Source organism: Streptomyces sp. NPDC050743, assembly GCF_044456925.1.
Taxonomy (GTDB): Bacteria; Actinomycetota; Actinomycetes; order Streptomycetales; family Streptomycetaceae; genus Streptomyces.
Genome location: NZ_JBITGJ010000008.1, coordinates 73415 through 91603, shown reverse-complemented (window position 1 = coordinate 91603; position 18189 = coordinate 73415). Strand labels below are relative to the sequence as shown.

Below are 18189 nucleotides of genomic sequence, written 5' to 3'. Positions count from 1 at the left end.
CTCGAACCGCGTGCTTGGTACAACTTTTTTCGCGCGTTCCTGTCGCTCGACGGGCGTCGCCCCACTCCCCTTCCTGAGCCGCTCCTCTCGCCTGCCCTGGGAACGCCCGTGTCCGCCCGCCGCCACCTGCCCTGGCCCCTCGTCGCCCTGTTCACCGCCGGGTACCTCGCCTCCTACCTGCTGCCGACCACCGTCGGCCGGCTGGACACCGGGCTTCCGCTCACCGCGACCCAGGCGGGGGCCATCGGCAGTGCGCTGCTGCTGAGTTCGGCGACGGCGGGCTTCCTGCTGGCCTCCCGGGTCGACCGGTTCGGCCCCCGTACGCTCGCCCGCCTCGGACTCGCGCTCACCTTCCTCGGCTATGGCGCCGCCGCGCTGACCGGGGTGGTACCGGCCGTCGTCGCGGGCGCGGTCGTCGGCGGCTTCGGGTCCGGCACGGTCACGGTGGTCGCCGCGAGCGGCATCGCCGCCCAGCGGGACCCGCACCGGGCCACCACGCTCGGCCTGCTGACCGTCTCCGCCCTGGCCGGCGCCCTCTATCTGACGATCCCCCACCTCGGCCCGGGCCACGGCCTGTCCCTGGCCGGGCTCGCGCTGACCGCGCTCGCCGTCTGGCCCTTCACCGCCCGCCTGTCCGCCCGGACCGCACCGGCCCGCACCGCCGCCGCCCACGGCCGTCTCCCCCAGCGCCGCGCCGGACTGCTGCTGGCGGCCGCCATGCCCTGCTGGTCCCTCGCGCAGAACTCCCTCTGGGGCGTCAGCGGCCGGATCGGGCTCGACCAGGCCCACCTCAGCGAGGTCACCGTCGGCGCGGTGTTCGCGATCGCGCTCGGCGCCGGGCTCGTCGGGGTCCTCGGCGCGGGCGCGCTCGGCCCCCGGCTGGGCCAGGCGGTGCCCATCGGCGCCGGTACGGCACTGATCGCGGGCTGCATCGCACTCAGCGCGTCCGCGACCGACCTGACGGCCTTCGCGGCGGGCGAGATCTCCTGGAACCTGGTCTACCCGGTCGTCCTGTCGTACGTCATCGGCCTCGCCGCCTCCCTCGACCCGCGCGGCCGCTGGGCGGTTCTGGTCGGCTCGGCGGCCTCGCTGGGGACGGCGGCGGGACCGCTGGCGGGGAGTGTGCTGGCGGTAGGAGCGGGCTTCCCGATGATGGGCAAGGTGCTCGGCGCCGCGCTGCTGCTGATCGCCGTACCGATGACGGCGGTGGCCCTGCGGGCGGGCAGGCGGCTCCTGCCGGTCGTGGAAGTGCCGGTGGACTCGCCCGCCGTGCCCGCCCAGTTGGCCTACGACACCGCGTCCCCGAACTCGTACGCCTCCACTTCGGCGATGTAGCGGGCCCGCCGCTCCTCGTCGTCCTCCAGGAACGAGGCGAGGAAGGAGTTGCGGGCCAGCTCGCGCAGCCGGTCCTCGGTCAGGCCCAATGTTCGGTACGCGGCCGCGAAGTTGTCGCCGGCGTACCCGCCGAAGTACGCGGGGTCGTCGGAGTTGACCGTGCACAGCAGGCCGGCGTCCAGCATGGCCGGCAGCGGGTGGTCGGCCAGCGTGTCGACGGTGCGCAGGCGGACGTTGGACAGCGGGCACAGGGTGAGCGGGATCCGCTCCCGCACCAGCCGCTCGACCAGCGCCGGGTCCTCCATGCAGCGCAGCCCGTGGTCGACACGCTCGACGCCGAGCACGTCCAGGGCCTCGCCGATGTACTCCGGCGGCCCCTCCTCACCGGCGTGCGCGACACGGCGCAGCCCGAGCGCGGCGGCCGCCTCGTACACCTCCCGGAACTTCGCCGGCGGATGCCCGACCTCGGCGGAGTCCAGGCCGACCCCGGTGATCCGGTCCAGGTACGGCCTGGCGGCCTGAAGGGTCTCCATGGCCGACTCGGCGGACTCGTCCCGCAGGAAGCAGAGGATGAGCCTGGTGGAGACGCCGTGGTTCCGCTCGCTGCCGCCGAGCGCCCGCCACAGCCCCTCCACGACCGTGCCCATGGACACGCCCCGGGCCGTATGGGCCTGCGGGTCGAAGAAGATCTCCGCGTGCCGCACGCCCTGCGCGGCGGCACGGGCCAGATAGGCGTCGGCCAGGTCGGCGAAGTCCTGCTCGGTGCGCAGGACGGCCATCAGCTCGTAGTACAGGTTCAGGAAGGACTGGAGGTCCTCGAACCGGTAGGCCTCGCGGAGCTCGTCCGTGTCCGCGTACGGCAGGGTCACGCCGTTGCGGGCGGCCAGCTCGAACGCGAGCTCCGGCTCCAGGGTGCCTTCGATGTGGAGGTGCAGTTCTGCTTTCGGGAGGGGCATCAGAGCATCGTACGGATCTTCTACCGCCGTTTCGGAACCGCCACCCGCTGCAGGTCGTGCGCCACGGTCAGCTCACCCTCGAAGCCGGCCGCGCGCGCTTGCCGCTCGAACTCCTCGGGTTCGGTGTAGCGCTGGCTGAAGTGGGTGAGGACGAGGTGCCGTACGCCCGCCTCCCGGGCGACGGCGCCGGCCTGCCCGGCGGTCAGGTGACCGTGCTCCACGGCCAGTTCGATGTCCTCGTCCAGGAAGGTCGACTCGATGACGAGCAGGTCGCAGCCCTCCGCGAGCGCGTGCACGCCGTCGCACAGCCGGGTGTCCATGACGAACGCGAACCGCTGCCCGCGCCGCACCTCGCTGACGTCCTCCAGCGTGACGTCCCCCAGCCGGCCCTCGCGCTGCAGCCGGCCGACGTCCGGGCCCTCGATCCCGTGCGCGGCGAGCCGGTCGGGCAGCATACGGCGGCCGTCGGGTTCGATCAGCCGGTAGCCGTAGGACTCGACCGGGTGCGACAGCCTGCGGGCCTCCAGGGTGTACGCCGGGGTCACCGCGAGGATGCCGTCGGCGGCGACCGGTGCCTCGGTGATGCCGACCGTCTCCCGGTAGGCCGTGGCATACCGCAGGCGGTCGAAGAAACGCTGCCCGGAGCGCGGGTAGTGCGCGGTGACCTCGTGCGGCACCTGGTCGAGGTTGATCCGCTGGATGACACCGGCGAGGCCGAGGGAGTGGTCGCCGTGGAAGTGGGTGACGCAGACCCGGTTCAGGTCGTGGGCGGCGACCCCGGCGCGCACCATCTGCCGCTGGGTGCCCTCGCCGGGGTCGAACAGGATGCCCTCGCCGTCCCACCTCAGCAGATAGCCGTTGTGGTTGCGGTGCCGGGTCGGGACCTGGCTGGCGGTGCCGAGGACCACCAATTCACGTACGGACACGGGGACTTGTTCGCTTTATCCGGGGGGCCACTGCATGCCGCGGCCGCCGAGGACGTGCGCGTGCGCGTGCCAGACGGTCTGGCCCGCGCCGCTGCCGGTGTTGAAGACGGTCCGGTAGCTCTCGAGCTTCTCCTCGTCGGCGACGGCCTGGGTTTCGGCGAGCACGTCGGCGGCGAGGTGCGGTGCTTCGGCGCCGAGGACGGCGGCGTTCTTGTAGTGCGCCTTGGGGATCACCAGGATGTGGGTGGGGGCCTGGGGGTTTATGTCCCGGAAGGCGACGGTGGTGTCTGTCTCGCGGACGATCGTCGCCGGGATCGTACCCGCGACGATCTTGCAGAACAGGCAGTCGTCCTGCGGTTCTCCCGCCATGCGTGTGCCTCCTCGCGCTGGTGATCAATACCGGTGCATCGTAGTCGTATCAGCTCGGCATTCCCGGCGGAGTCTTCGCGGGCCGTTCCTCCAGCGCCGCCAGCGCGAGCCGGATCGCCTCGTCGAGCTGCGTGTCGCGGTCCTCCGCCCAGTCCTGAGGCCTCTGCACGACCTCCACATCGGGGTCCACCCCGTGGTTCTCCACGTCCCAGCCCACCCCCTCCAGCCACATCGCGTACTTCGGCTGGGTGATCAGGGTGCCGTCGACCAGGTGGTAGCGGCTGTCGATGCCGATGACGCCGCCCCAGGTGCGGGTGCCGACGACCGGGCCGATGCCGAGGGCCTTGATCGCCGCGTTGACGATGTCGCCGTCGGAGCCGGAGAACTCGTTGGCGACGGCGACGACCGGGCCGCGCGGGGCGTCGAGGGGATAGCTGGTGGGGCGCATGCCGCGCGGGAGGTCCCAGCCGATGATGCGGCGGGCCAGTTTCTCCACGACCAGCTGGGAGGTGTGGCCGCCGCGGTTCTCGCGGACGTCGACCACGAGTCCCTCGCGGGCCACCTCCACCCGCAGGTCCCGGTGGATCTGCGCCCAGCCGGGGGCCTGCATGTCGGGGACGTGGAGGTAGCCGAGCCGGCCGTCGGAGGCGGCGTGGACGTGGACGCGGCGGCCGGCCACCCAGGCGTGGTAGCGCAGGGGTTCCTCGTCGGCGATCGGGACGACGACGGTGTGCCGGGGTTCGCCGCCGCCCGCCGGGGAGACGGTGAGCTCCACCGGGTGGCCCGCCGTGCCGACGAGCAGCGGGCCCGGTCCCGTCACCGGGTCGACCGAGTGGCCGGCGACGGCGATGATCGCGTCGCCGGGGCGTACGGCCACGCCGGGTGCGGCGAGCGGGGAGCGGGCGTCCGGGTCGGAGGTCTCCGAGGGCAGGATGCGGTCGATGCGCCAACTGCCGTCCGGGTGGCGGGAGATGTCCGCGCCGAGCAGCCCGTGCCGGGGGCCGCCGCCACGGCCGCCGGAGGGGATGACGTAGGCGTGCGAGGTGCCCAGTTCGCCGTGCAGCTCCCACAGCAGGTCGACGAGGTCGCTGTGGGTGGCGATACGGGCCAGCAGGGGGCGGTAGCGGGCGAGGACGCCGGTCCAGTCGACGCCGCCGAGGTCGGGCCGCCAGAAGTGGTCGCGCATCAGGCGGCCGGTCTCGTCGTACATCTGCCGCCACTCGGCCGCCGGGTCGAGGGTCTGCCGGACGCGGGCGAGGTCGACGGTGACGCTGGTGTCGCCGTCGTCGTCGGTGCCGGTACGGCGGTCGCTGGGGACGACCCTCAGCCGGTCGTCGCTCCACAGCAGCACGCGCTTGCCGTCGCCGCTGACCTCGAAGTGGTCGGCGTCGGAGGCCAGGTGCTCCAGGCGCCGCTGCGCGAGGTCGTAGCGCTCCAGCTCGGTGTGCGGGCCGGGGTCCTCGGGGTGGGCGCGGGCGGTGCCGAGGACGCCGTGCACGGGGTGGCGCAGCCAGAGCACGCCGTCCTTGGCGGCGCGCAGGGTGGAGTAGCGGCCGGCCTCGACGGGGAAGGGGACGATCCGGTCGGCGAGTCCTTCGAGGTCGATGCGGGTGGCGGGGGTGCCCTCGCTGTCGGGGGTCTCCTCCTTGTCCGGGGTCTCGAAGGCGCGGCCGTGGCGCTGCGGGCCGAACGGCGAGGGCGTGGTGGCGGCGAGGGTGATCAGGTGCGGGCGGGCGCCGACGACGAAGGCGAGGTCGAAGACGTGCTCGTCGTAGACCGGGTCGAAGGCGCGGTTGGAGAGGAAGGCGAGGTGTTTGCCGTCGAGGGTGAAGGCGGGGGCGTAGTCCTGGAAGCGCAAGGGGGTCGCCTCGGTGACCGACAGGTCGGTGGTGTGGGCGATGCGCAGTTGGGACAGCGGGCGCGGGCCGGGGTGGGCCCAGGCGAGCCAGGCGGAGTCGGGTGAGAAGGCGAGGCCGGAGACCTCGCCGTCGTCGCTGCTGTCGACCTCGCGGACCTCGCCGGTCTCGCGTTCGACGAGCAGCAGCCTGCCGTCGTGCGCGGCCACGGCGGCCCGGCTGCCGTCGGGGGCCATGGCCAGCTCCAGGACCCGGCCGAGCTGTCCGGCGGCGAGGCGGCGGGGCGGGGCGCCCGGTACCGTCCCGGTCGCCGGGGCGAACTCCAGGGCGTCGTCGCCCTCCGCGTCCGTCACCCACACCACCCACTCCTCGCCCTCGGCGCGGAAGACGTGCGGCATCCGGGCACGGACGCCGGGGTCGGCGGCGAGGGCGCGGGCGGGCCCGGAACGGTGGGTGACCCAGTGGATGCCGCCGCGCACGCAGACGGCGCTGCCGCGCGCGGTGTGGTCCGGGGACGCCTCGCCGAACCAGCGGGCGGCGTTCACCGGACGGGGCCGCAGATCGATCCGGGGTCCGCCGAGGCGCACGTCCAGTCGGCGCGGCTCGGCGCCCTCCAGGTCGTCCAGCAGCCACAGTTCACCGGCGCTGCTGTAGACGGCCCGGGTGCCGTCACCGGAGGCGTGGCGGGCGTAGAAGCCGTCGAGGGGGGTGTGGCGGCGCAGGTCGGAGCCGTCGGCGAGGGAGGAGTACAGGGCGCCCGTGCCCTCGTGGTCGGAGAGGAAGGCGATCCGGTCCCCGGACCACACCGGGCACTCGATGTTCCCGTCGACGTCCTCGTGCAGCCGGACGAACTCCCCGTTCCCCTCCCGGTCGATCCACAACTTGCCCGCCGTGCCGCCCCGGTAGCGCTTCCAGTAGGCGGCCTCGCGGCCCATCGGCGCGGACAGCAGCACGGTGGCGGGGCCGAAGGCCACGTCGCCGACCGGGCCGTACGGCAGGGTCTCGGCGGGTCCGCCGTCCAGCGGGACGGCGTGCGCCCAGCTGTGGCGGAAGCTGTGCCGGCCGTGCGCGCCGAGCGCGAGCACCCGACCGTCGGCGGTCCAGCCGCGCACCTCGGTGCGGCGGTTGCCCCAGTGGGTCAGCCGGTCGGCGGGGCCGCCGTCGACGGGGGCGACATGGATCTCGGGCGCGCCGTCGCGGGTGGAGGTCCAGGCGAGGTGCCGTCCGTCCGGCGATATCCGTGGCATGGTGACCGGCGTGTTGTCGGCGCTGACCCGCCAGGCCCGGCCGCCGTCGAGCGGCGCGAGCCAGACGTCGTCCTCGGCGACGAAGGCCACCAAGTCGTCGTGTACATGAGGGAATCGGAGATAGGCGGAGGACGTCGTGGTCACCGTCGAAGCACCCTGGGTCACCCCGTCACTGTACGCAGCGACCGGTGTGCGCCGCTTCCTCTTCCGATCACTTGCGCCCGGTCACTTTCCCTCGGCGGGCCAGCAGGTGGGGTCGCCCTTGCACCAGATGGTGCGGGTGACGGTGACCGTCACGGTGGGCCGGCCGCCGCCGGGCCGGTAGGTGGGCGGCCTGTACGTCGGCCCGTGCGTGGCGCCGCAGTCGCCGAGCCCGCTGACGTGGAACACCTGTCTGCCCGCGACCTTGGCGGTCAGATCCCCCCGCACGCAGGCGCCGTCGACGGCCTTGGTCACCTTCCCGGTGACGGTGATCCTCCGCCCCTCGTTGGTCTGGCCCTGGCAGTCGACGGAGACGACGGCGGTCTCGGACGGCGAGGGCGTCCGGGCCGCCGCGCCGCCGCCGTTGCCGTAGTGGCCGGTGCAGGTGAGCCAACTGACGTCGACATGCTGCTGGCGGAGCCTGGCCGTCGCGGTGGTGTCGGTGGTGTAGGCGGCGGTCACGGTACTGAGGTCGCCCGGCTGACACGCCACGACGGCCGCACCGGCCCCCGCGACCAGCCCCACCACGGCCACCGTCCGCGTCCCGCGCCGCCCACACCGAATCCGCCTCAATACCCCCATGCAGGGCAGACTGCCACCGGCACGCACGCCGGGGAAGGCCACATACGGCCACTCACCCGTACGGGGAGCGGGTCTCGTAATCTGGGCGAGTGCGCGGGGAACGCAGGCTCAGGCGGCTCGTCCTGCCGGACGGAACCGTTTACCGGTGGACCGTGCGGCACCGGCACCGGGACGACGGCCCCTGCGCGGAGGTGCTGACGCTGCACCGGGACGGGTCCCGCACCCGGATCGTGTTCCCGGGGACCGGTGGCGCCTACGGGCACTCCGGCCTGGTCGGCGACGGCCGCGGTCACACCGTCAATCTCCACGAGCCGGGCGTCGTACGGGCCTTCGCGGAGGAGGTACTCCGGCGACGGGCCTCCGGTGACGTGAACGGGTGGGCCTTGCTGCCCGCGGTCGCCGTCAGCCGCGCAGCAGCAGCCACTGCTGGAGTTCCACCAGGTTGCCCTCCGGGTCCTTGAGGTGGGCGACCCGCATGCGCTCGGTCATGGGGGCCGGGCCGTGCAGCAGCTCCGCACCGCGGGCGGTGATCTCCGACACGTAGGCGTCCAGGTCGTCGACGCGCAGCACCACCAGGGAGCGGTGCCCGGTGGCCGTCTCGCCCAGCTCGTTCAGCACCTCGGCCATCATCGCGCGGTCCTGCAGCGCGATCCCGGCGGAGCCGGCGTGCGGGCTGAACTTCTCGTACGGGCCCTCGGCCGTCCCGGACTGCGGCTTGAGGCCGAGGACGTCGGCGTAGAAGCGGTAGCAGGCGGCGAAGTCGGTGACCAGGAGCCGGACTTGGGCGAGTTCCACGGTGTCCCCCCGGGGTGTCAGGACCAGCGGCCGGTGCGGCCCAGCAGCAGGGCCACGGCGGCGGTGCCGGCGGTTGATGTACGCAGCACGGTAGGACCGAGTACGTACGCCCTCGCACCCGCCTCCTCGAAGAGCGCCAACTCGTCCCGGGCGACGCCTCCTTCGGGGCCGACGACCAGCACGATCTCGCCCTCGGTGGGCAGTTCGGCGGTGGCCAGCCGCCCGCTCTCGTGCTCGAAGTCGGAGTGGAGCACGGCGGCGAAGTCGGCTTTGGCCAGAAGTGCGGCAACCTGCTTGGTGCTTGCCGCGTCCGCGACCCGCGGGAAGCGCAGCCGGCGGGACTGCTTGCCGGCCTCGCGCGCGGTGGCCCGCCACTTGGCGAGCGCCTTGTGACCCCGCTCGCCCTTCCACTGGGTGATGCACCGGGCGGCCTGCCAGGGCACGATCGCGTCGACGCCGGTCTCCGTCATCGTCTCGACGGCGAGTTCGCCCCGGTCGCCCTTCGGGAGCGCCTGGACCACGGTGATACGGGGGCTGGGCTCGGGCTCCACCGGGAACTCGAACGGCTCGACCACCAGGTGGTCCTTGCCCGACACGCTGACGACGACCCCGGCGGCCCCGCGGCCCTCGCCGTCCGTCAGCACCACGTTCTCGCCGGGCTGCATCCGCCGTACGGAGACCGCGTGCCGCCCCTCGGGGCCCGTGACGTCGACGACCGAGCCGGGGCCCACGCCCTCCAGCGAGTCGACGACGAACACCGGCGCGGTCATCGCAGGCCTCCCTTGGCCGACAACGCTGTCCGGGCGGCGTCGAGTTCGGCGGCCAGCACCTCCACGAGCTCCCCGGCGGGCAGCTCGCGGGCCAGCCGGTGCCCCTGCCCCGCCCACAGCGCCATGCCCTGCGCGTCCCCGGCCTTGGCGGCGGCCTTGCGCAGCGGCGCGGTGAGGTGGTGGATCTCCGGGTAGGCGGCGGGGGCGTACGGGCCGTGCTCGCGCAGGAAGCGGTTGACCAGTCCGCGCGCCGGGCGGCCGGAGAAGGCGCGGGTCAACTCGGTGCGCGAGAAAAGGGGGTTGGTCAGCGCCTGCTTGTACACGGCCTGGGCGCCGGACTCGGGGGTGGCGAGGAAGGCGGTGCCCAGCTGGGCCGCGCTCGCGCCGGCCGCGAGGACGGCGGCGATCTGACTGCCGCGCATGATGCCGCCGGCGGCGACGACCGGGATGCTCACGGCCTCGCGGATCTGCGTGACCAGTGACAGCAGCCCGATGCCGGAGCCGTCGTTCTCGGGGAGGTCCCGGTGGGTTCCCTGATGGCCGCCGGCCTCCACGCCCTGCGCGATCACCGCGTCCGCCCCGGCCCGCTCGACGGCGCGGGCCTCCTCCGTGGTGGTGGCGGTGACCAGGGTGTAGGTGCCGACGCGGCGCAGGCTGTCGAAGACGTCCCGGCTCGGCACACCGAAGTGGAAGGAGACCACGGGCACCGGGTTGTCGAGGAGCACGGCGAGCTTGGCGTCGTAACCGTCGTCCCGGCCGCTGTCCGGGTCGCCCAGCTCGGTCTCGTACCAGGCGGCCTCGCCGGCCAGCTGGTGGGCGTAGACCTCCACGGCGCCGGACTCGGCATGCTCGGACTGCGGCATGAACACGTTCACGCCGAAGGGCCGGCTCGTGAGCCCCCGCAGCTGCTTGATCTCCTGGTACATGCCGTCGGCGGTCTTGTATCCGGCGGCGAGAAACCCGAGACCACCGGCCTCGCAGACGGCGGCGGCGAGCTGCGGGACGGAGACACCGCCCGCCATGGGGGCCTGCACGATCGGGTGGGGGAAGAGATCGGTCAGCGCGGAGGACATGACCGCATGTTGTCACGTCCGTCGAACAAGTCCGAATCCGGGCGTCCGATGGCATAAACCACTGGCATACGGGGTGCCGAGGCACCCCGTATGGCCTCCGTGAGCGGTTGCTCAGCGCCCGTTGAAGGCATCCTTCAAACGCGAGAACAACCCCTGCTGCCCCGGCTGACCGTGTCTGCCCGGCGGGACGACCCCCGGACCCCCGGCCACGCCGCAGCGCACGTCAGCGCCCGTTGAACGCATCCTTCAAACGCGAGAACAACCCCTGCTGCCCCGGCTGGAACTGCCCCTGCGGCCGCTCCTCGCCGCGCAGCTTGGCCAGCTCCCGCAGCAGGCGCTCCTGCTCGGGGTCCAGCTTGGTCGGGGTCTGCACCTCGACGTGCACGATCAGGTCACCCCGGCCGCCGCCGCGCAGATGCGTGACGCCGCGGTTGTGCAGCGGGATCGACTGGCCGGACTGGGTGCCGGGCCGGATGTCGACCTCCTCCATGCCGTCCAGCGTCTCCAGCGGCACCTTGGTGCCGAGCGCCGCCGCGGTCATCGGGATGGTGACCGTGCAGTGCAGGTCGTCGCCGCGCCGCTGGAAGGTCGGGTGCGGCAGCTCGTGGATCTCCACGTACAGGTCACCGGCCGGACCGCCGCCGGGACCGACCTCGCCCTCACCGGCGAGCTGGATCCGCGTGCCGTTGTCGACACCGGCCGGGATCTTCACGGTCAGGGTGCGGCGGGAACGGACCCGGCCGTCGCCGGCGCACTCGGGGCACGGGGTCGGCACGACGGTCCCGAAGCCCTGGCACTGCGGGCAGGGACGCGAGGTCATGACCTGGCCGAGGAAGGACCGGGTGACCTGCGAGACCTCACCGCGGCCACGGCACATGTCACACGTCTGGGCGGTCGTACCGGGCGCCGCGCCCTCGCCGTTGCAGGTGTTGCAGACGACCGCCGTGTCGACCTGGATGTCCTTGGTGGTCCCGAAGGCCGCCTCGTCCAGCTCGACCTCGATGCGGATCATCGCGTCCTGGCCGCGCCGGGTGCGCGAGCGCGGGCCGCGCTGCGACGCCGTACCGAAGAACGCGTCCATGATGTCGGAGAAGTTGCCGAAGCCGCCGGCCCCGAAGCCGCCCGCGCCGGCGCCGCCCGCCTGCGAGAGCGGGTCGCCGCCGAGGTCGTAGACCTGCTTCTTCTGCGGGTCCGACAGCACCTCGTAAGCGGCGTTGATCTCCTTGAACCGCTCCTGGGTCTTCGGGTCCGGGTTGACGTCCGGGTGCAGCTCGCGCGCGAGCCGGCGGAACGCCTTCTTGATCTCATCCTGCGACGCGTCGCGGCGCACGCCGAGAACGGCGTAGTAGTCCGTGGCCACTTACGACTCCGCCAGGATCTGTCCGACGTACCGTGCCACTGCGCGTACCGCTCCCATCGTTCCCGGATAGTCCATGCGGGTCGGTCCGACCACGCCGAGCTTGGCAACCGCCTCGCCGCCCGAACCGTAGCCGACCGACACCACGGAGGTGGAGTTGAGTCCCTCGTGGGCGTTCTCGTGCCCGATACGCACCGTCACGCCCGGATCCTTCGCCTCGCCCAGGAGCTTGAGGAGCACGACCTGCTCCTCCAGAGCCTCCAGGACGGGCCGGATCGTGAGGGGAAAGTCATGCCCGAAGCGGGTGAGATTGGCGGTACCGCCGATCATCAGCCGCTCCTCGTTCTCCTCGACCAGCGTCTCCAGAAGAGTGGAGAGCACCGTCGAGACCGTACCGCGGTCCTCGGGATCGAAGGCCTCCGGCAGGTCCTCGACCAGCGTCGGCACGTCCGAGAACCGGCGGCCCGCGACCCGGCTGTTCAGCCGCGCCCGCAGATCGGCGAGGGAGGTCTCGCCGAAGGGCGCCGGGCAGTCGACCATCCGCTGCTCGACCCGGCCGGTGTCCGTGATCAGCACGAGCATCACGCGCGCGGGGGCGAGCGAGAGCAGTTCCACGTGCCGCACGGTGGACCGGGTCAGGGACGGGTACTGCACGATGGCGACCTGCCGGGTGAGCTGCGCGAGCAGCCGGACCGTGCGCGCCACGACGTCGTCGAGGTCGACGGCGCCCTCCAGGAAGTTCTGGATGGCGCGCCGCTCGGGCGCGGTCATCGGCTTCACGCCCGCCAGCTTGTCCACGAACAGCCGATAGCCCTTGTCCGTGGGGATCCGCCCGGCGCTGGTGTGCGGCTGGGCGATGTACCCCTCGTCCTCCAGGGCCGCCATGTCGTTACGGACCGTCGCCGGGGACACGCCGAGGTTGTGCCGCTCGGTCAGGGCCTTCGACCCGACCGGCTCCTCGGTGCCGACGTAGTCCTGGACGATGGCGCGCAGCACCTGAAGCCTGCGTTCACTCAGCATTCGCGCGCACCTCCAGCATGTCGTCCCCTCGGTCCTGGTCGGCCCTGCGGTTCGTCCGCCTGGCACTCTTCGCATGCGAGTGCCAGCGTTCCCGGGCCCAGTGTACGGCTGTCGGGTACACCCGGGGCAAGGTCGGTGCGGTCCCGGCGGCTCGTGCGGCTAGCGTCGCGGTATGACGGTGACTTGGGAAGAGCTGGGGTGGGAACGACTGGCCCCGGGGGTCGGGCGGTGCCGGCTGCCCGGCTGGGACTGCACGGTCGGGCTGGTCCTCGGGGAGGGTACGGCGCTGATGGTGGACGCCGGCTCCAGCCTGGCCGAGGGCGCGCGGCTGCGGACACAGGCCGAGGAACTGGCCGGCGGCCGTGTGACCCATCTCGCGCTGACCCACCCCCACTTCGACCATGTCTTCGGGGCGGCGGCCTTCGCGGGGGCGCAGCTGTACGGGGCGGTGGGCGTCGACGCGGTGCTGGCCCACGAACGCGACGAGCTGCGCATGGACGCCGTGAGAAACGGACTCGCGGTGGCGGACGCGGACGAGGCGGTGGACGCGCTGGTGCCGCCCGGCCATCCGGTCTCCGGCGAGTGGACGCTGGACCTCGGGGGCGGCCGGCAGGTTCTGCTGGCGAACGTGGGTCCGGGGCATACCGCGCATGATCTGGCGGTGCTGGTCCCAGGAGATCCCGAGGTGGTGTTCTGCGGCGACCTGGTCGAGGAGTCCGGCGAGCCCCAGGCGGGCCCGGACGCGGTCCCGTCCCGCTGGCCGGACGCCTTGGACCGGCTTCTCTCCCTGGGCGGCGAGGACGCGCTGTACGTTCCCGGTCACGGAGCGGTGGTGGACGCGGCGTTCGTACGACGGCAGCGCGACGAGCTGGCGGCCCGTTTCGGCGTGTCGTGAGCGCGGCCGTACGGCTTCTCCTATCGTCACTCGAATGCGCCCACCCGTCTCCCGCCACCGCCCTTCCAACGAGGGCCCTTCGGGCCCGCGCCCTCGTTTGTACTCCGCCGACCTGACCCCGCCGTGGAAGAAGCCGAAGCCCGTGCCTGAGGTGCCGGCGGAGCCGGGCCTGGTGGTGGAGGAGCCCGGCACCGGGTTCTGCGGGGCGGTGATCCGCTGCGAGGCGGGCACGGTGACCCTGGAGGACCGCTTCGGCAAGCACCGGGTGTTCCCGCTGGAGCCGCGGGGCTTCCTGCTGGAGGGGCGCGTGGTGACGCTGGTGAGGCCTTCCGGCGGTCCGGTACGGCCCACCCGTACGGCCTCCGGCTCGGTCGCCGTCCCCGGCGCCCGCGCCCGCGTGGCCCGCGCCGGCCGCATCTACGTCGAGGGCCGGCACGACGCCGAGCTGGTCGAGAAGGTGTGGGGCGACGACCTGCGCATCGAGGGCGTGGTCGTGGAGTACCTGGAGGGCGTGGACGACCTGCCGTCGATCGTCGCCTCCTTCGCACCGGGCCCGGACGCCCGCCTGGGTGTTCTGGTGGACCACTTGGTGCCGGGCACGAAGGAGTGGCGGATCGCGGAGTCGGTGACCAGCGAGTACGCGCTGGTGGTCGGCCACCCGTACATCGACATCTGGCAGGCGGTGAAGCCGGCCGCGCTGGGGATCGAGGCGTGGCCCACGATTCCGCGGGGGCAGGACTGGAAGACGGGGGTGTGCCGGGCACTGGGCTGGCCGTCGGAGAACACCGGGGCGGTGTGGCAGGCGATCCTGAAGCGGGTGGGGTCCTACAAGGACCTGGAGCCGGAGCTGCTGGGGCGGGTGGAGGAGCTGATCGACTTCGTCACGGGTAGCGGTGGGGCCTGACGTTGGGGAACGTTCCGAACTCGGTGGTGTCCAGTTCGAGTCCCAGATCCTCCAACGGGACTGGATCACCGAACTTGATGATCTCCTGGCTGCGGTAGTCAGCGTCCTCGCCCTGGCCCGAAGGCTTTGTCAACAGGACGCAGTGCGCCATGACCGGGTCAAGGACGAGGTAGGCGGGAATCTTTCCCGCCGCGTAGATCGAGCGCTTGACCACGTAGTCCTGGTGGACGCTGGACTTGGAGACGACCTCGACGACCATCGTGATCAGCCCGGACGGCAACAGGCGCCCTGAACGCGGCATTGCATCGCGCTCCATTACCACCAAGTCCGGCACCGGCTCGCTGGCCTCGTCAAGGATGTCGACGTCCTGGGTCTGAAGCCGAGCCCACCGCTTGCGCGGGATTTGGTCAAACACGTCTTCCACGATCATGTTGTGGACCAGATCAGGGCTGGCCATCATCACGATTACCCCCCGGAGAAGCTCGACTTTGACGCCCTCGGGAGCCTCGAACTCCTCGAAGAACTTCGTCATCCCACGCTCGTCCACAGCGGTCATCTCCGTGGCCCTCCACATCCGCCGCGTCCTTTTGGCGGCAGCCTACGAACCAGGTTAGGGACCGAACCGGCGCTCCGGGGGGATTCACTCGCCGGAGTGATCAGTCCACCAGGTCCCGCACCACCGCGTCCGCCAGCAACCGCCCCCGCAGCGTCAGCACGGCCCGCCCCTCCTCGTACGGCCCTTCCTGGAGGAGCCCCTCAGCCAGCGCCCGCCGGGACGCCGCAAGCCCCTCCTCCTTCAGCAAGGACAGCGGCGCCCCCTCCCGCAGCCGCAGTTCCAGCAGGATCCGCTCCACGCGCCGGTCCTCCTCGGACAGCAGCTCACGCCCCGCCCCGGGGGAGCGGCCGGAGGCGAGCGCCGCCGCGTACGCCCCCGGATGCTTCACGTTCCACCAGCGCACCCCGGCCACGTGCGAGTGCGCCCCGGGACCCGCGCCCCACCAGTCGGCGCCGCGCCAGTACAGCTCGTTGTGCAGGCACCGGCCCGCCTGAGAGGTGGCCCAGTTGGAGACCTCGTACCAGTCGAAGCCCGCCTTGCTCAGGGTCTCCTCGGCGATCAGGTAGCGGTCCGCGTGCACGTCGTCGTCGGTCATGGGGACCTCGCCCCGGCGGATCCTGCGGGCGAGCTGCGTGCCCTCCTCGACGATCAGCGCGTACGCGCTGATGTGGTCCGGCCCCGCCCCGATCGCCGCGTCCAGCGAGGCCCGCCAGTCGTCGTCGCTCTCGCCGGGGGTGCCGTAGATCAGGTCCAGGTTCACGTGCTCGAAGCCCGCCGCCCGCGCCTCCGCGACACAGGCCTCGGGGCGGCCGGGCGTGTGGGTGCGGTCCAGGATCTTCAGCACATGCTGCCGCGCGCTCTGCATGCCGAAGGAGATCCGGTTGAAGCCGCCCTCCCGGAGGGTGGCGAGGTACGCCGGGTCGACCGACTCCGGGTTCGCCTCGGTCGTGACCTCGGCGTCCGGCGCCAGGCCGAACTCCTCGCGGATGGCGGCCAGCATCCGTACGAGATCGTCGGCGGCCAGCAGTGTCGGCGTACCGCCCCCGACGAAGACCGTACGGACCGCGCGCGGGTCGTCGCCGAGCACCTTCCGGGCGAGCCGGATCTCGTCCGCCAGCGTGTCCGCGTAGTTGTCGCGGGACGCCAGCACACCGCCGGTGCCGCGCAGCTCGGTCGCGGTGTAGGTGTTGAAGTCGCAGTAGCCGCAGCGGGTCGCGCAGTACGGGACGTGCAGGTAGAAGCCGAGCGGGCGGCCTGTGGCCCCGGCCAGCGCGTGCGCGGGCAGCGCGCCGTCGGCGGGGACGGGCTCGCCGTCGGGGAGTGCGGAAGGCATGCCTTCCATTGTCCAGCACGGCCGCCGTTACTCCGCCTGGAGCACCAGCAGGGCGAGGTCGTCCTCGGGCGGGCCCTCACCGAAGTCGTCCACCAGGCGGCGGATCCTTTGCGCGATCGGTTCGGCGCCGAGCCCGGCGCAGCCGGACAGGGCGCGGGCGAGGCCGTCGCCGTCGTCGAACTGGCGGGAGCCGGAGCGCCGCTCGGTCACCCCGTCGGTGACGCACAGCAGGCTGTCGCCGGGCCGCAGGTCGAAGGTCTCGCTGGTGTACGTCTCGTCCTCGACCACGCCGAGCAGGGTCTGCGGGCCGGCGGCGGTGCGCACGGTGCCGTCGGGGCTCAGGACGAGCGGGAGCGGGTGGCCGGCCGAGGCGAGGGTGCAGCGGACCCCGCCGTCGTACGGGGTCAGCTCGCCGTAGAGGAGGGACAGGAAGCGGGTCTGCGGGCCGTCCCCGGTGACCACCGGCCGGCCGCCGGCGGCGACGAGGGCGCGGGCGGCGGCGTCAGCGGCCTCGGTGGCGTCGTCCAGGAGGAGCTGGTTGAGGCGGTCGAGGACGTCGGCGACCCGGTAGCCCTCGCGGGCCAGGAGGCGCAGCCAGGGGCGGGCGAGGCCGATCACGACCGCCGCCTCGGGCCCCTTGCCCTGGACGTCGCCGACGGCGAAGCACCAGCGGCCGTCACCGGCGGGGAACAGGTCGTAGAAGTCGCCGCTGGGGCCGCCCTTGTCGCAGGGCTCGTAGACGAGCGCGCTGCTCACGCCGGGGATCTCGGCGACCGCGCCGGGCAGCAGGCCGCGCTGCAGGACGGCGCTGATGGTGGCCTGGCGGGCGTACTGGCGGGCGGCGCCGATCGCCAGGGCGACGCGGCGGCCGAGGTCCTCCACGAGCCCGGTGACCTCGTCGGGGAAGCGCGCGAGCCCGCACCTGCCGATGACCAGCGTGCCGAGCGGCCGGCCGCCCGCGATCAGCCGGTACGCCAGCGCCGTGCCGTCGGCGCCCTGCGGGCCGAGCGCGTGGCCGGGCCACGGATACGGCTCGGGGCCGGAGCGCAGCGCCTCGCCCGGGCAGGGCGGCTCCTTCTCCAGGGCGCAGCGCAGTTCCTCGATGCGGTTCTCGCTGGCGTGCCAGACCCGGTCGGGACCGCCGGCGGCGCCGCCGCGCACGGTCGCCTCGTCCTCCAGCCACACCGCGCACCAGTCGGCGAGCCGCGGCACGATGAGCTGACCGGTGAGGGCGGTGACCAGGGTCTCGTCCAGCTGTCCGGCGAGCAGGTCGGAGGCCTCGGCGAGGAACGACAGCGCGCCCCGGCCGAGCCAGTCCCGGTCGCCGTCGGCGCGGTGCGGCTGCGGGGCCAGGTCCTCGGCGACCTCCAGGGGGGCGTCCGGGGCGGGGCCGTCCGGGTCCTCGACGCCGCCCGGGGGCAGCCGCGCCCAGACGGTCTTGGCGCCGGCGCGGTAGGTGACGCCCCAGGTCTCGGCGAGCGTGGTGACCAGCCGCAGGCCGCGCCCGGACTCGGGGGTGTCGTACGGCCCCTCGCCGCCGAGCGGGTCGCGCGGGGCGCGGGAGGGATGCCGGTCGCCCACCTCCACCACGAACGCCCCGGTCTCCTCCAGCAGCCATTCGACCACCACGTCCGTACCGGCGTGCACGACGGCGTTGGTGACCAGCTCGCTGACGACGGCCATGGTGTCGTCGACGAGCCGCGCCGGGATCGCGCACACCTCGGACGCGTCGGCCAGCGCGGCCCGCACCAGCGCACGCGCCGACCCGGGCGCGAGAGGGCTTCCGGGCAGCGTGGCGCGCCCGCGCACCTCCCGGGCCCGGGGCTCGCTCTCCCGCTGTGTCGGTATGGCCGCCATGTCCATGCGGCCAGGGTGACAGACAGGGCGCACCTATAAGCGCTGAGTTACCGAAGTGGGCGGAAGACGGCCACTTTCGAACGCCCGTGACTGTCAAAGGGGCGCGGGGCTGTGCCCGGTGTGCGGCCCCGCCGCGTGGCGCGAGCGACCACGGCGG

At 73.0% G+C, this 18189-nt stretch carries 16 protein-coding genes; 3 read left to right on the top strand and 13 right to left on the bottom strand.

The features are described from left to right. Positions 1–108 precede the first annotated feature (108 nt). A complete protein-coding gene (locus ACIBJF_RS11660) occupies positions 109–1335 on the top strand; it encodes an MFS transporter (protein ID WP_399173502.1) in 1227 nt (408 codons plus the stop codon). Here the strand turns inward: ACIBJF_RS11660 and ACIBJF_RS11655 are convergent. The 10 genes from ACIBJF_RS11655 to hrcA form a co-directional block, all read right to left on the bottom strand. After that, positions 1287–2291 (bottom strand): adenosine deaminase, encoded by a 1005-nt coding sequence (locus ACIBJF_RS11655; protein ID WP_399173501.1) that lies wholly within the window; start codon positions 2289–2291, stop codon positions 1287–1289. The genes ACIBJF_RS11660 and ACIBJF_RS11655 overlap by 49 nt on opposite strands. A 20-nt stretch (positions 2292–2311) precedes the next feature. Next, entirely contained in the window at positions 2312–3217 is a 906-nt protein-coding gene (locus ACIBJF_RS11650) for a ribonuclease Z (RefSeq protein WP_399173500.1), read from the bottom strand. A 15-nt stretch (positions 3218–3232) separates the two neighbouring features. Then, positions 3233–3586, bottom strand: coding sequence for a histidine triad nucleotide-binding protein (locus ACIBJF_RS11645; RefSeq protein WP_399173499.1), 354 nt, complete (start codon positions 3584–3586; stop codon positions 3233–3235). Positions 3587–3635: 49 nt separating this feature from the next. Beyond that, a complete protein-coding gene (locus ACIBJF_RS11640) occupies positions 3636–6854 on the bottom strand; it encodes a S41 family peptidase (RefSeq protein ID WP_399173498.1) in 3219 nt (1072 codons plus the stop codon). 60 nt (positions 6855–6914) lie between these two features. Further along, the gene (locus tag ACIBJF_RS11635) at positions 6915–7418 is read right to left on the bottom strand and encodes a hypothetical protein (protein ID WP_399173622.1); all 504 of its coding nucleotides are present in this window, start codon (positions 7416–7418) and stop codon (positions 6915–6917) included. A 456-nt stretch (positions 7419–7874) separates the two neighbouring features. Further along, on the bottom strand, positions 7875–8267 hold the full coding sequence (locus ACIBJF_RS11630) for a VOC family protein (RefSeq protein ID WP_399173497.1): 393 nt from the start codon (positions 8265–8267) through the stop codon (positions 7875–7877). Between the two features lie 17 nt (positions 8268–8284). After that, positions 8285–9037 (bottom strand): 16S rRNA (uracil(1498)-N(3))-methyltransferase, encoded by a 753-nt coding sequence (locus ACIBJF_RS11625; RefSeq protein WP_399173496.1) that lies wholly within the window; start codon positions 9035–9037, stop codon positions 8285–8287. Beyond that, entirely contained in the window at positions 9034–10110 is a 1077-nt protein-coding gene (locus ACIBJF_RS11620) for a nitronate monooxygenase (protein ID WP_399173495.1), read from the bottom strand. Before ACIBJF_RS11620 ends, ACIBJF_RS11625 begins: the two co-directional genes overlap by 4 nt. Before the next feature lie 223 nt (positions 10111–10333). Next, positions 10334–11470 carry a molecular chaperone DnaJ gene (dnaJ, locus tag ACIBJF_RS11615; RefSeq protein ID WP_351797832.1) on the bottom strand — a complete coding sequence of 379 codons (1137 nt, stop codon included), beginning with the start codon at positions 11468–11470 and terminating at the stop codon, positions 10334–10336. Then, complete coding sequence (gene hrcA, locus ACIBJF_RS11610; protein ID WP_399173494.1) at positions 11471–12487, bottom strand: heat-inducible transcriptional repressor HrcA; 1017 nt, start codon at positions 12485–12487, stop codon at positions 11471–11473. 172 nt (positions 12488–12659) lie between these two features. On the opposite strand from hrcA, the gene ACIBJF_RS11605 reads away from it, so the two are divergent. After that, a complete protein-coding gene (locus ACIBJF_RS11605; RefSeq protein WP_399173493.1) occupies positions 12660–13382 on the top strand; it encodes an MBL fold metallo-hydrolase in 723 nt (240 codons plus the stop codon). Positions 13383–13416: 34 nt separating this feature from the next. Then, positions 13417–14286, top strand: a complete 870-nt coding sequence (locus ACIBJF_RS11600) for a DUF3097 domain-containing protein (protein ID WP_399173492.1) — start codon at positions 13417–13419, stop codon at positions 14284–14286. On the opposite strand, the gene ACIBJF_RS11595 is transcribed toward ACIBJF_RS11600, so the two are convergent. From ACIBJF_RS11595 to ACIBJF_RS11585, 3 genes are all read right to left on the bottom strand, one after another. After that, complete coding sequence (locus ACIBJF_RS11595) at positions 14264–14860, bottom strand: Uma2 family endonuclease (protein ID WP_351797825.1); 597 nt, start codon at positions 14858–14860, stop codon at positions 14264–14266. The two genes, ACIBJF_RS11600 and ACIBJF_RS11595, sit on opposite strands and share 23 nt — an antisense overlap. Positions 14861–14942: 82 nt before the next feature. After that, the gene (gene hemW / locus ACIBJF_RS11590) at positions 14943–16175 is read right to left on the bottom strand and encodes a radical SAM family heme chaperone HemW (protein WP_399173490.1); all 1233 of its coding nucleotides are present in this window, start codon (positions 16173–16175) and stop codon (positions 14943–14945) included. A gap of 27 nt (positions 16176–16202) precedes the next feature. Continuing rightward, entirely contained in the window at positions 16203–18032 is a 1830-nt protein-coding gene (locus ACIBJF_RS11585; RefSeq protein WP_399173621.1) for a SpoIIE family protein phosphatase, read from the bottom strand. Positions 18033–18189: the final 157 nt, after the last annotated feature.